Source organism: Pseudomonas defluvii (assembly GCF_001695625.1).
GTDB lineage: Bacteria > Pseudomonadota > Gammaproteobacteria > Pseudomonadales > Pseudomonadaceae > Aquipseudomonas > Aquipseudomonas defluvii.
This window is the reverse complement of record NZ_MBPN01000002.1, coordinates 86,821-100,320: the sequence shown is the minus strand read 5'-3', so window position 1 is coordinate 100,320 and position 13,500 is coordinate 86,821. Positions and strand designations below refer to the sequence as shown.

At 60.0% G+C, this 13,500-nt stretch carries 11 protein-coding genes; 6 read left to right on the top strand and 5 right to left on the bottom strand.

Features of this window, described 5'->3' with window-relative positions:
* Positions 1–13: 13 nt before the first annotated feature.
* Positions 14–1,177, bottom strand: a complete 1,164-nt coding sequence (locus EKA13_RS01025; RefSeq protein WP_065757676.1) for an isovaleryl-CoA dehydrogenase — start codon at positions 1,175–1,177, stop codon at positions 14–16.
* Between the two features lie 227 nt (positions 1,178–1,404).
* Here EKA13_RS01025 and EKA13_RS01020 point away from each other — a divergent pair, with 227 nt between their 5' ends.
* From EKA13_RS01020 to glgB, 6 genes are all read left to right on the top strand, one after another.
* On the top strand, positions 1,405–3,093 hold the full coding sequence (locus tag EKA13_RS01020) for an AMP-binding protein (RefSeq protein ID WP_065757675.1): 1,689 nt from the start codon (positions 1,405–1,407) through the stop codon (positions 3,091–3,093).
* Positions 3,094–3,217: 124 nt separating this feature from the next.
* Complete coding sequence (locus EKA13_RS01015) at positions 3,218–3,544, top strand: ArsR/SmtB family transcription factor (RefSeq protein ID WP_065757674.1); 327 nt, start codon at positions 3,218–3,220, stop codon at positions 3,542–3,544.
* The gene (locus EKA13_RS01010) at positions 3,541–3,975 is read left to right on the top strand and encodes a YeeE/YedE family protein (protein WP_065757673.1); all 435 of its coding nucleotides are present in this window, start codon (positions 3,541–3,543) and stop codon (positions 3,973–3,975) included. Before EKA13_RS01015 ends, EKA13_RS01010 begins: the two co-directional genes overlap by 4 nt.
* Before the next feature lie 2 nt (positions 3,976–3,977).
* A complete protein-coding gene (locus EKA13_RS01005; protein ID WP_065757672.1) occupies positions 3,978–4,397 on the top strand; it encodes a DUF6691 family protein in 420 nt (139 codons plus the stop codon).
* Between the two features lie 13 nt (positions 4,398–4,410).
* Complete coding sequence (locus tag EKA13_RS01000; protein WP_065757671.1) at positions 4,411–4,599, top strand: YgaP family membrane protein; 189 nt, start codon at positions 4,411–4,413, stop codon at positions 4,597–4,599.
* 157 nt (positions 4,600–4,756) lie between these two features.
* On the top strand, positions 4,757–6,967 hold the full coding sequence (glgB, locus tag EKA13_RS00995) for a 1,4-alpha-glucan branching protein GlgB (protein ID WP_065757670.1): 2,211 nt from the start codon (positions 4,757–4,759) through the stop codon (positions 6,965–6,967).
* A gap of 74 nt (positions 6,968–7,041) precedes the next feature.
* On the opposite strand, the gene EKA13_RS00990 is transcribed toward glgB, so the two are convergent.
* The 4 genes from EKA13_RS00990 to malQ all read right to left on the bottom strand — a co-directional run bounded on the left by EKA13_RS00990 (position 7,042) and on the right by malQ (position 13,437).
* A complete protein-coding gene (locus EKA13_RS00990) occupies positions 7,042–8,109 on the bottom strand; it encodes an autotransporter domain-containing protein (RefSeq protein ID WP_065757669.1) in 1,068 nt (355 codons plus the stop codon).
* Positions 8,110–8,610: 501 nt separating this feature from the next.
* Complete coding sequence (glgX, locus tag EKA13_RS00985; protein WP_065757668.1) at positions 8,611–10,764, bottom strand: glycogen debranching protein GlgX; 2,154 nt, start codon at positions 10,762–10,764, stop codon at positions 8,611–8,613.
* A gap of 148 nt (positions 10,765–10,912) precedes the next feature.
* Complete coding sequence (locus EKA13_RS00980; protein ID WP_065757667.1) at positions 10,913–11,167, bottom strand: DUF2934 domain-containing protein; 255 nt, start codon at positions 11,165–11,167, stop codon at positions 10,913–10,915.
* Between the two features lie 200 nt (positions 11,168–11,367).
* The gene (gene malQ, locus EKA13_RS00975) at positions 11,368–13,437 is read right to left on the bottom strand and encodes a 4-alpha-glucanotransferase (protein WP_065757666.1); all 2,070 of its coding nucleotides are present in this window, start codon (positions 13,435–13,437) and stop codon (positions 11,368–11,370) included.
* Positions 13,438–13,500 lie beyond the last annotated feature (63 nt).

Genomic DNA, 13,500 nt, shown 5'->3' with positions numbered 1-13,500 from the left:
TCCTTATCGCAGCTCAGCGGGATTCGTTGAACAGTTCGCGACCGATCAGCATCCGGCGAATCTCGCTGGTGCCGGCACCGATCTCGTAGAGCTTCGCGTCGCGCAGCAGGCGGCCGGCAGGGAATTCATTGATGTAGCCATTGCCGCCGAGAATCTGGATGGCGTCCAGGGCCATCTGCGTGGCGCGTTCGGCGCTGTACAGGATCACCCCGGCAGCGTCCTTGCGGGTCGTCTCGCGGCGGTCGCAGGCCTGGGCCACGGCATACAGGTAGGCACGGCTGGCGTTGAGCTGGGTGTACATGTCAGCCACTTTGCCCTGGATCAGCTGGAACTCGCCGATGCTCTGGCCGAACTGTTTGCGGTCATGGATGTACGGCACGACGATGTCCATGCAGGCTTGCATGATCCCGGTCGGGCCGCCGGACAGTACCACGCGCTCATAGTCCAGGCCGCTCATCAGCACTTTGACGCCACCGTTAAGGCTGCCGAGGATGTTTTCTTCCGGCACCTCGACGTCGTCGAAGAACAGCTCGCAGGTGTTGGAGCCGCGCATGCCCAGCTTGTCGAACTTGTTGCTGCGGGTGAAGCCTTTCCAGTCACGCTCGACAATAAAGGCGGTGATGCCGTGCGCCCCTTTCTCCAGATCGGTCTTCGCGTAGATCACGTAGGTGTTGGCGTCCGGGCCGTTGGTGATCCAGGTCTTGCTGCCGTTGAGTACATAGTGGTCGCCGCGCTTGTCAGCGCGCAGCTTCATCGAGACCACGTCGGAACCGGCGTTGGGTTCGCTCATGGCCAGTGCGCCGATGTGTTCGCCGCTGATCAGTTTTGGCAGGTACTTGGTTTTCTGATCGTGGGTGCCGTTACGGTTGATCTGGTTCACGCACAGGTTGGAGTGCGCACCGTAGGAGAGGGCGACCGAGGCCGAGCCACGGCTGATTTCTTCCATGCTTACCACGTGGGCCAGGTAGCCCAGGCCAGCACCGCCATATTCTTCCGGTACGGTGATGCCGAGCAGGCCCATATCACCGAACTTGCGCCACATATCGACGGGGAACAGGTTGTCATGGTCGATTTGCGCGGCGCGTGGCGCCAGTTCCGCCGCAACGAAGGCCTGGACCTGGTCGCGAAGCATGTCGATGGTTTCGCCAAGGGCAAAGTTCAGGGTCGGATAACGCATGCTGGCACCTTTAATGGTTGTTCTTGGGAGGTGTGTTCTATGAGGTCCGTGTCGCAGGCTTTCAGCGACTGGCCAGTACCGTGGCCGTTCATTTCTAACCTTTACGTTAACGTAAACCTGCCGCTGTTAGCTGTCAATCGCACCATGACCTTTACGTTAACGTAAATTTGCGCCAGAGTAAGAGCCGCTTGAATCCGCTCCCAGAACAAACATAAAAAGGGACCGCCATGAATCAACCGAGCTACACCCAGGGCCGCCAGGACAAACCCTTGCTGGCCAAGACCATCGGCCAGGCTTTCGATCACACGGCCTCACGCTTTGCTGATCGTGAGGCCCTGGTGGTGCGTCACCAGCAGATACGTTACACCTGGCAGCAACTGGCTGACAGTGTCGACCAGCATGCCAAAGCGTTTATGGCGCTGGGCATGAAAACCGGTGATCGACTGGGTATCTGGGCGCCGAACTGCGCTCAATGGTGCATTGCCCAGTTCGCCAGTGCCAAGGTCGGTGTGATCCTGGTCAACATCAACCCGGCCTACCGCACCAGTGAGCTGGAGTATGTACTCAGGCAGTCAGGCTGCCAGTGGCTGATCTGTGCCGATGCGTTCAAAACCTCGAACTACCATGAGATGCTCGGCGAGCTGTTGCCTGACCTGGCACATCAGGCACCTGGTCAGTTGAACAGTGAGCGTCTGCCGGATCTGCACGGCGTGATCAGCCTTGCGGCACAACCGCCGGGCGGTTTTCTCGCCTGGGGCAATCTGGCAGCGTTGGCCGAGGGTGTCAGTGAACAGGAGTACCTGGCCCGTCAGCACAGCCTGCAGTTCGATCAGCCGGTGAACATCCAGTACACCTCCGGTACCACCGGCTTCCCGAAAGGCGCGACGCTGAGCCATTACAACATCCTCAACAATGGCTACATGGTGGGTGAAAGCCTGGGGCTCACCGAGCACGACCGCATGGTGATCCCGGTGCCACTGTACCATTGCTTCGGTATGGTCATGGGTAACCTGGGCTGCGTCACCCATGGCAGCACCATGATTTACCCCAACGATGCCTTCGACCCATTGCTGACCCTGAGTACGGTCAGTGAAGAGCGGGCCACGGCGCTGTATGGCGTACCGACCATGTTCATTGCCTTGCTCGATCACCCGCAACGTGGTGAGTTCGATCTCTCCAGCCTGCGCACGGGGATCATGGCCGGTGCTACCTGTCCGATTGAAGTGATGCGCCGGGTCATCAATGAGATGCACATGAGTGAAGTGCAGATCGCCTATGGCATGACCGAGACCAGCCCGGTGTCGTTGCAGACCGGACCGGACGATGAGCTGGAACTGCGGGTGACCACGGTAGGGCGCACCCAGCCGCAACTGGAAAGCAAGATCATCGATGAGCACGGCTGCGTCGTCCCGCGTGGGCAGATTGGTGAACTCTGTACCCGGGGCTACAGCGTCATGCTCGGGTACTGGGGCAACCCGTCGGCAACCAGTGATGCCATCGACCCGGCAGGCTGGATGCATACCGGTGACCTGGCGACGATGGATGAGCGGGGGTATGTGTGCATAGCCGGGCGTAACAAGGACATGATCATCCGCGGCGGGGAGAACATCTACCCACGCGAACTGGAAGAGTTCTTCTTCACCCATCCCGCAGTGGCCGATGTGCAGGTCATCGGTATTCCGGATGACCGCTATGGCGAGGAAATCGTGGCCTGGATCAAGTTCCACCCGGGCCACAGCGCCAGCGATGTCGAGCTGCAGCAGTGGTGCAAGAGCCGTATTGCGCACTTCAAGACACCGCGTTACTTCCGCTTTGTCGACGAGTTCCCGATGACCGTTACCGGGAAAGTGCAGAAGTTCCGCATGCGCGAAATCAGTATCGAGGAGCTGCGCACGCGTCAGGGTAACAACGGGTAAATCAACGTCGATCAGCAGACGCCACCAAGGAGCGATGCAATGTCGCCTCCCGGTGGCGTTTTGCTTGCCATACACTATATAAAGTAATAGATTGTTATTGTCTTAATTGAATAGCCCGCCTGACATGAATAGCCATGTGCAGCCCCTCGATATCCAGCAACTGCATGCCAATGCCGACCAGGCCAGCCAGTTGCTCAAGGCCCTGGCCAACCCGGATCGTCTTCTGTTGCTGTGCCAACTGACTGAGGGCGAGCGCAATGTCAGTGAATTAGAGGCGCTGCTGGGCATTCAACAACCGACGCTGTCGCAACAGCTCGCGGTGTTGCGTCGCGAGGGCTTGGTTGCCACCCGCCGTGAAGGCAAGCAGATCTATTACCGGATCAGCAGCCCGGCGGCGCTGGCGGTGATCAATACGCTGTATCAACTGTTCTGTGCAGGAGAGGCTTCGTGAACATCGACTGGTTACATTTCACACCAGGCTCATCCCTGGCCGGTGGCGCGCTGATTGGCCTGGCGGCCAGCCTGTTCGTGTTGGCCAACGGGCGGATTGCCGGTATCAGCGGTCTGCTGGGTAGCGTGTTGCAGCGCGACGGCGAGGGGCGTGGCGAAAAGGCGCTGTTCTTGTTGGGGCTGCTGGTCGCGCCATTGGTCTGGGGGCTTTTTGCTGCGCTGCCAAGCCTTGAGTTTCAAAACGGGGTGCTTGGTCTGGTCAGCGCCGGTTTGCTGGTCGGTATCGGTACACGTTATGGCGCCGGGTGCACCAGTGGCCATGGGGTGTGTGGCATCTCACGGTTGTCTGGGCGCTCGCTGGTGGCAACCTTGTGTTTCATGGCCAGTGGTTTTGCCACGGTGTTTGTCCTGCGTCATCTATGGGGAGGTTGAGCATGAACAAGCTGACAGCGTTTCTTGCAGGGCTGTTGTTCGGTATCGGGCTCCTGCTGGCGGGGATGGCCAACCCAGGCAAAGTACTGGCGTTTCTCGACCTGGGCGGTGCCTGGGACCCCTCGCTGGCACTGGTGATGGTGGGAGCGATAGCTGTAGCCTTTGTGCCTATGAGCGTGGCCCGCAAGCGCTCGACCTCGTTACTGGGCCTGCCCATGCAACTGCCGGTCAAGCGTGAGCTGGATCGTCGCTTGATCGTCGGTGGTCTGGTGTTCGGTATAGGCTGGGGAATTGCCGGTATCTGTCCGGGGCCGGCGGTTGCAGTGCTGTTAACCGGGCATTGGCAAAGCATTGTCTTCGTGTTGGCCATGCTGGCCGGCATGTTGCTGTTCGCGGCGCTGGAGCGTCGGCGCACGCATTGATCGGGAGATCACCATGAACGCAAATGTTGGAACCATCGACGGTAGCCTGCGTGTTATCGCTGGCCTGATCCTCATCGGCCTGAGCCTGGCCGGGGTGATCGGCGTTTGGGGCTGGATCGGCGTAGTGCCGGTATTGACCGGTATTTTCCGCTTTTGCCCAGCGTACGCATTGTTGGGTATCAATACCTGCAAGCGCGGTTAACGCCAGCGCGCATATCAAGCGCGCACGCTGCGTTCAGTCGTCTATGCTGCTGCCAGGGTGTTGGCTGGTGCAGGGGCTCATGACGCCGACCGCCCAAGCGGTTGGCCGTGTCCTTGCATGGTCTGCATGGGCTTATCAGTACCTGGGAGAGCAGTAGATGAGCGTGCACAAGCGGGAGCAGGGGCGGCTTGACCAACGGGATATCGAGGCGCTGGTAAAGGCCGAACATGCCGATCCGTTTGCAGTCCTGGGGCCGCACCTTGATGGTGCCGGCGCTCAGTGGGTCACGGTCTACCTGCCCAAGGCATTGACGGTACAGGTATTGGCCCGTGACCGTGATGAGGTGCTCGCCGACCTGGTGCAGGGTGACGTAGAGGGACTGTTTACCGGGCGTATCGGTACGGCACAGGCTTATCGCTTGAAGATCGGTTGGGAGGGCGACGAGCAAATCACCGAAGACCCCTACAGCTTTGGCCCGCTACTGGGTGATACGGACCTTTACCTGTTCGCCGAAGGCAATCACCGCGACCTGTCCTCGCGTTTCGGTGCGCAGCCGATGCAGGTGGACGGTATTGATGGTGTGTGTTTCTCGGTGTGGGCGCCCAATGCCCGGCGGGTCTCTGTCGTGGGTGATTTCAACAACTGGGACGGACGCCGGCATCCGATGCGCCTGCGCCATTCCAGCGGGGTCTGGGAAGTGTTCGTGCCTCGGTTGTATCCCGGCGAGGCATACAAGTACGAAATTCTCGGCCATGAAGGGATCCTGCCGCTTAGGGCCGACCCCTTGGCCCGGGCCACGGAGCTGCCACCGAGCACGGCGTCGAAGGTGGCTGGGCACCTGCAGCATGACTGGCAGGATCACTACTGGATGCAGAATCGCAGTGCTCGCCAGGCCACCGATGCGCCATTGTCAATTTATGAACTGCATGCGGGTTCCTGGCAGTGCGAGCTGGACGATGAGGGTGAGGTTGCAAGGTTTTACAACTGGCGAGAGCTGGCCGAGCGCCTGATCCCCTACATCCAGAGCCTGGACTTTACCCATATTGAACTGATGCCGATCATGGAGCATCCGTTCGGTGGCTCTTGGGGTTATCAGCCGTTGTCGCTGTTTGCGCCCACGGCACGCTACGGTTCGGCCGAGGATTTCGCTGCCTTTATCGACGCCTGCCATCAGGCCGACATCGGTGTGATTCTCGATTGGGTACCGGCACACTTCCCGACCGACACCCACGGCCTGGCACGTTTTGATGGTACGGCACTGTATGAGTATGACAACCCGCTGGAGGGCTTTCATCAGGACTGGGATACGCTGATCTACAACCTTGGCCGTACCGAAGTTCATGGGTTCATGTTGGCTTCGGCACTGCACTGGCTCAAGCACTTCCACATTGATGGGTTGCGGGTCGATGCGGTGGCCTCGATGCTGTATCGCGACTATTCGCGTAACGAAGGGGAGTGGATACCCAACCGTCATGGTGGTCGTGAGAACCTTGAGGCCATCGACTTCCTGAAGCATTTGAACGCGGTGGTTGCCGAGGAAGTGCCGGGTGCGCTGATGATCGCTGAAGAGTCGACGGCCTGGCCCGGTGTCAGCCAGCCGACTCAGCAGGGCGGGCTGGGCTTTTCCTACAAGTGGAACATGGGCTGGATGCACGACACCCTGCACTATATCCAGAACGATCCGGTGCACCGCGTGCACCACCACAACGAGATGAGTTTCGGCCTGATCTATGCCTACTCCGAGCATTTCATCCTGCCTATTTCCCATGACGAAGTGGTGCATGGCAAACACTCTCTGATTGACAAGATGCCGGGCGACCGTTGGCAGAAATTTGCCAATCTTCGTGCGTACCTGACCTTCATGTGGGCGCATCCTGGCAAGAAGCTGCTGTTCATGGGCTGCGAATTCGGCCAGTGGCGTGAGTGGAACCACGACAGTGAGCTGGACTGGTACCTGCTCAAGTACTCCGAGCATCTGGGCGTTCAGCGTCTGGTGGGGGACCTCAATCGGTTGTACCGCGAGGAGCGCGCGCTACATGAGCAGGACTGCCTGCCAGGCGGCTTTCAATGGCTGATCGGTGACGATGCACACAACAGTGTCTACGCTTGGCTGCGCTGGAGCGCGAAAGGTGAGCCGTTGTTGGTGGTCGCCAACTTCACCCCTGTGCCGCGTGAGGGCTACCGCATCGGTGTACCCTGCGGTGAGCACTGGCGTGAGGTGCTCAACAGCGATGCCGAATGCTATGCCGGGTCCAATTACGGCAATGGCGGCAGCGTGGCCAGTGAGCCGATTGCCAGCCATGGGCAAGCGCGGTCACTGGCACTGAATCTGCCACCGCTGGCGGTGTTGATCCTGCGTCCGGCATAGCCGCCTACCGCCTGCTGGGGCTGGTATGCCGAGCCCCATGCAGGACCGGCGTTGCCGACGATGGGGCCACGCCACTACCAGCGCACCCGTATACCCAGATTGCCAATCAAGCCATTCAGGGCGTTATCGTCGACAACGCTGCTGTAGTCGGCACTGACGAACAGGCTCACCTTGGGTGTCATTCGCGCGACCAGGCCCATCCCCAGTTCAATCGTGGCAGAGCTGCGGCTACTGCTGACTTTGTCTACCTTGTCGAGGCTAAGGGTGTCGGCGTTGGAGAAGTCATACCAGACGTTGGTGCGCACGTAGGGCTCGATCGGCATGCCGCGCACCTCATAGCGTCCAGACAAGCGCGCGCCGACGCGTCCGCTCCAGTTCGGCAGGCTGTCGTGGCTTTGCAGCATTTCGGCCTGGTTAGGGTTCCCGGGGTAGTACTGTTGGTTGATCAATTGTGCCTGTGGTTCGATCACCCAGTTGTCACCCAGGCCAATGGGGTAGCCACCTTCTACCGAGAGGGTTAGCGCATGGCCTGTACCGTCCAGGCGAGTACCGCTTTCGTTGCGGCCGCTGGCATCGAAGCGGGTGCCCATGGCGACAGCATCCACATGCCAGCCTTGGTCATGGGTCATGCTCCAATAGACCCCCAGGCTTTCACCTTCCAGCTTGACCGCATTCTTCGGTTCGCTGCCGCGTGGGCGCATACCATCAAAGCGGCTTTGCAAGTTGCTGTGACCGACGAAGAAACCAGCGCGGTGAGTATTGCCATCACTGGTTTCACGGACGAACAGGTCGGGGCTGATCTGCAGGTTCTGGTTCGGCGCGTCAAGGTTGTACGGTGCAGTGGCTGCAGGCTTGCCAGGGGATGGAAGGAACTGCGCCCATTGGCTGGCAATGCTGTCCTGCGGAACCTGTATTGCGCGCTCAGCCTGGCGTCCAGAGAAGCCGCTCAGGCTACTCAGGCTCAACCCCGCAACGCTGACCGGTTGCAGCGACACAACCGGCAGGTTCGCCGATTGTGCGTAGAACGAATCGTTATCCTCTAGGCTCACTGCATGGGTTTCCACAGGGGTTGCGATTAGCAGCGACGTGGAAACCGCATAGAAAACATACTCAAAGCCCGAAGGACTCGATGTTTTTTTCATGGCGGATCTCCTCTGTTGTAACAGCCAATGGCCTGGCTGAATGTCACGGGCTGTACAACAAAATCAGAGGGCGACACGCGCCAGCAAACCTACCTCAGGCTTGCGCTAAAAACCGCGAGCTAGAGGCTCGGAATGAGAAATTCTGTAAGGTTTCACTCCCTGAAGCTAAGGAGAGGTCAAGGCATGCGTCAAGAAATTGTGAATGTGTCGTGAGGGGAGCGTTGGAGCATCTAATGTGCTGAAAATTATGATTTCTTCATTTTTAATAGCCCCGGAGGGTCTTTCAACGGGGCTGGCTATTTCGAATCATTTCTAAGGAGTGCTTGCGGGCAGTGCACTGCAACGGTGTTGCATCTTTCCTGGCGCGCTCGTTCCTTGTTGCGCACTTTTCGTGTCTTTCGGTATGAAAAATGATCAAGGCGTGCGAAAAAGCTTAACTATCTGATTTGTAAAAACTAAAAAACGAGCCTACCGCCTCGACAAAGAACAGCCCGCCCGAAATCACGCATCCTCGGCAGCGTGCAGTTCCAACAACACCAGAGAACGGCCGCTGACCTTCAGTTTGCTGCCGAACGCCAGCCGTCTGGTCTTGCCCTCTGCAGGCCGGGCGGTATTGAGCAGGCAGCGCCAGTGGTTGCCATCCGGGACTGCCGGCAAGGTGAAGGTGCGTGGGTCGTGGTAGGCGTTGACAATCAACAGCAGGCTCGCGTCGTTCCCCGGGCGCAGGATGCCGCTGGCCTGTGCCCGCCCGTTCAGCAGCATGCCCAGGCAGCGCCCTTGGCGGTCATGCCAGTGCTCTGTGGTCATTTCGTTGCCGTCGGTTGCCAGCCAGGTGACATCCTTGACACCCAGGGCTTCATTGAAAGTGCCCACCAGGAAGCGCGAACGGCGTAGCACCGGGTAGTGCTGGCGCAGTGCTGTCAGTCGCTTGACGAAGTCGAGCAGGGCTGTGCCTTCTTCATCCAGGTTCCAGTTGACCCAGCCGATCTCGCTGTCCTGACAATAGGCGTTGTTGTTGCCGTGCTGGGTACGGCTGAACTCGTCGCCCGCGACGATCATGGGGGTGCCTTGGGCCAGCAGCAGGGTTGCGAAGAAATTGCGCATTTGCTGCATGCGCAGGGCACGGATCTCGGGGTTGTCGGTAGGGCCTTCGACGCCATGGTTCCAGGACAGGTTGTGGTCGCTACCGTCCTGGTTGTTCTCGTCGTTGTCCAAGTTGTGTTTCTGGTTATAGGACACCAGGTCGCGCAGGGTGAAACCGTCGTGGGCGGTGATGAAGTTCACTGAGGCGAAAGGCCGTCGGCCACGTCGGTTGAACAGCTCGCCGGAGGCGGTCATACGCGAGGCGAAGTCCGTCAACTGGCCCTCGTCACCCTTCCAGAAGGCGCGCATGGTGTCGCGGAAGCGGTCGTTCCACTCGGCCCAGCCGGGAGCGAAGTTGCCCACCTGATAGCCTCCGGGGCCACAGTCCCAGGGTTCGGCGATCAGTTTGAGCTGACGTAACAGTGGGTCCTGGCGACAGGCAACAAGAAAACTGTGACGCTCGTCATAGCCGCTATGGTAGCGACCAAGGATGGTCGCCAGGTCAAAGCGGAACCCGTCCACGTGCATGTCGCCAGCCCAATAGCGCAAGGAGTCGGTCACCAGTTGCAGCACGCACGGGTGGCTCAGGTCGAGGGTGTTGCCGGTGCCTGAGTCGTTGATATAGAGCCGCTTGTTATCGGGCATCAGGCGGTAGTAGGAGGCATTGTCGATACCGCGCATGGACAGGGTCGGGCCTTGCTCATTGCCTTCGGCGGTGTGGTTGTAGACCACATCGAGTATGACCTCCAGCCCGGCATCGTGCAGGTGCGCGACCATCTCCTTGAATTCGGCGATTTTGCCGCTGGCCAGATAGCGCTGATGAGGGGCAAAAAACGCGATGCTGTTGTAGCCCCAGAAATTGTTCATGCCTTTTTTCAGCAAGTGCTGGTCGTTGACAAATGCATGAATGGGCAGCAGTTCAACGGAGGTAACCCCCAGCTGTTTGATATGGCTCAACAACGCCTCGCACATCAAACCGGCAAAGGTGCCGCGGTGGGTCTCCGGTACGGCCGGATGGCGCATGCTGATGCCGCGTACATGTGCCTCATACAGCAGGGTTCGATCCCAGGGGACGTTGACGCGCTGATCGCGCCCCCAGGTGTAGGCCGGGTCGATGACCTTGCACTTGGGCACGAAGGGCGCGCTGTCGCGGGTGTCAAAACTCAGGTCGCCGTCGGGGTGGCCGATGGTGTAGCCAAACAGCGCTTCGGACCACCGCACGTCGCCGACCAACTGTTTGGCGTAGGGGTCGATCAGCAGTTTGTTGGGGTTGAAACGATGGCCGTTTTCCGGCGCGTAGGGACCATGCACACGGTAGCCATAGAGCAACCCTGGGTGCGCGTCGGGCAGGTAGCCGTGGTAGATCTCGTCGGTGTACTCAGGCAGTTCGATTCGCTCAAGTTCCACCTGACCCTCAGCGTCGAACAGGCACAGTTCAACTTTGGTTGCGTTGGCTGAGAACAGTGCAAAATTGACACCCAGGCCATCCCAGGTGGCACCCAGCGGATAGGGCAGGCCCTCACGCAATCGCGAAGGTTCATGGAGTGGCGCAGCGGGCTTGCGTGTCGTCATGGAGGTCCTTGCTTCATGGGGGCCGGTGGGTGGTGGCGGTCGCAGTTCCGGGCCATGTTGTGCCTGCAACGGACGCACTCACCGTTCATCTGTCGCTTGCTCGAACATACGTCGGCCTGTGCAGCGGCAGGCCGACGTTGCAGTGCGCTTACTGTGCAGCAGGCTTTCTGGTAGTGCGTGGTTTTTTCACCGACGCTGGCTTGTCTGCGCTGGTGGGGCTAGCACGTGAGGGGGCGCTGGCGGCAGCTTTGGGTTTGCGCGGTTTTGCCTTGGGTGCCAGTGCTTCGGCCTCAGCCAGTTTGCGTGCCATCTCCCAATGGCGATGCTCCTGGCCGTCGGGTTTACCTTCCGACTCCCAGATCAGGTAGGCGAATTCTTTAATGCGTTTTTCCTCGACACTCATCTTGATACTCCTGTTTCAGGCGATAGGCTGGATAACGAGATTGACGGGAAATGTGTCAGCACGTCCCGAACAGCTGGCAGAGGACAAGACAAAGGGTAGAAACACAGGTGTGTTGTCCCGGTTCTGTGCCGGGATCAAGTGGGGTGTTGCAGTGGCAGGCAAACCGCTGGGCAGCAGCGCCGAGTTCGCCGGGGTTGAATTCATCTGTCACGCTCGAAGGCTTGTTCACGGGCTTGCGCCAGCAGCTCCAGGCGGCGAGCGGCGTCCGGGTCATCGAGCAAGGCATCGGCGTTCAGGGCGAAGCGTCGACGCCAGTTGGGATGGCCGCTGACCGTACCCGGAAGGTTGGGCTGTTCATCAATACCCAAGGCATCCTCCAGTGGCAGCAGCACCAGCGGCGCGCGGGTATGGCCGATAAAGCGTACGCAGGCATCGATGAGCGAATCACTGTCCGGGAGCGACTGGTGGTAGTTCTGCTCCAGAATGGTGCGCAGGCCTTTGCATTCCGCTACGCGGGTTTCGCGCCAGTGCCGCTCGGTGATGGCGTCGATCAACCCCAGGCGCTGGTTCCAATCGATGTCGCGGGCCTGCAGCCAGCCGGCCAGCGGTGGCAGGTCGTGGGTGCTGCTGGTGGCCAGCGCATCGTCTGGCCAATCAAGGATCGGCTTGAACTGGCCATGTCCATGCTGCTCAAACAACAGCACACGAAGGCCGAGTATGGCCCGTGCGGAGAGTTTGTCGCGCAAGCCTTCCGGTATGGTGCCGAGGTCTTCACCCAGAACAATGCCCTTGTGTCGCACCGATTCCAGGCTCAGCAGGCGCAACAGGTCGTCGAGCGGGTAGTGCAGGTAGGCGCCGTCACCCGCTTCGGCGTCCAAGGGGATCAGCCAGAGCCGCTGCAGGCCCAGTACATGGTCGATGCGCAAGCCCCCGGCATGCTGAAAGCTGGCCCTGAGCATCTCGATAAAGGCGCGAAAGCCATTGCGCCGCAGTCCTTCAGGGGAAAACGCACACAGGCCCCACTTCTGCCCGGCACGGTTGAGCAGGTCGGGCGGCGCGCCGATGCTGAAGTCGGCCAACAGTTCGTCCTGGCGACTCCAGGCCTGGCTGCCAACACCGTCAGCACCGATGGCCAGGTCGCTGATCAGGCCAACGCTCATGCCGTTGCTGCGGGCAGCGTCCTGGGCACGTTCAAGGCTGCGGGTAATCAGCCATTGGCAGAACGCGTGATAAGTAACCCGTTCGGCGTGCTGCTCGGCGAAGGCTGCGACCTCCGCGCTGTAGGGGTTGTGCCAGGTTTTCGGCCAATGTCGCCAGTCAGCGTCCATACCGCGTTCAGCCGCAGCCTCCAGCATGGCTTCAAAGCGGCAGTGATGCTCCAGGGCTTGACCACCGGTGTCGCGAAAGCTCTGGAAGTCGTTGTACAGCGGGTGTTCCTGCTGGATGAAGTCTCGGTACAACGCCTCTAGCAGGCGCTGCTTGGCCTTCGCGGCACTGGGCCATTCGATCAGTGGAAGGTCTTCGAGGCGTTGCAGTTCCTCTTGCCCGATCTGTTCATTTGCCTGGCGTACGGCACGCTCGCCAAAAATGATGGCCGGGCTGGCGTACAGGCTGTTCAGAAACAGTCGGCTGGACGGTGAGTAGGGGCTGTAGCGTTCAGTGTCGCTGGCAAACATCGCATGCACCGGGCTGATAGCCAGGGCATCAGCACCGCGCTCGGCGGCACTTCGTGCCAGCGCCTCCAGTGCCAGGCAGTCACCGAAACCGCCATCACCCGGGCGACGCAGGCTATAGAGTTGAGCGCTCAGCCCCCAGCAGCGTGGATGATCGGTACCCAAGGCATCCGCCAGGCTGTAGCAACGCAAAGGTGCAACGGCGAGGGTGAAGGTACGTCCGTCGATCGCCACCTGGTGGTAGCCGATTGGCAGCGTGCCGGGCAGCATGGCGTGGGCGTCCAGTTGCAGCGACTGTTGATGCGAGTCTTCCAGTGTCACCTGGCAGGTGCTGCCTGCGGCAAAGTAGTGCGACAGGTCCAGTGGCTGCCCCAGATCCACCGTCAACAGGGGAGGGAGATGCTTGGCGTCATGGGCTTTGAGCAGTGCGCTCAGGCTCTTCTCGATGGCTGCTGGGGTGTCGGCCGGATGGCCCAACCCGGCCAGCATTTTACGCAGGACGGTGTCGGTGACCCGTTGTTGACGGCCGTTGGCGTCGGTCCAGTCCACTTGCAGGCCGGCACGGTGCGCCAGCAAGAGCAAGGCGTGGTCAGTCATGGGAAGGCTCCGGTGCCCGGAGCACGAAACGGCTAGTTTCGTGCTCCAGCAGGTGATTACCGA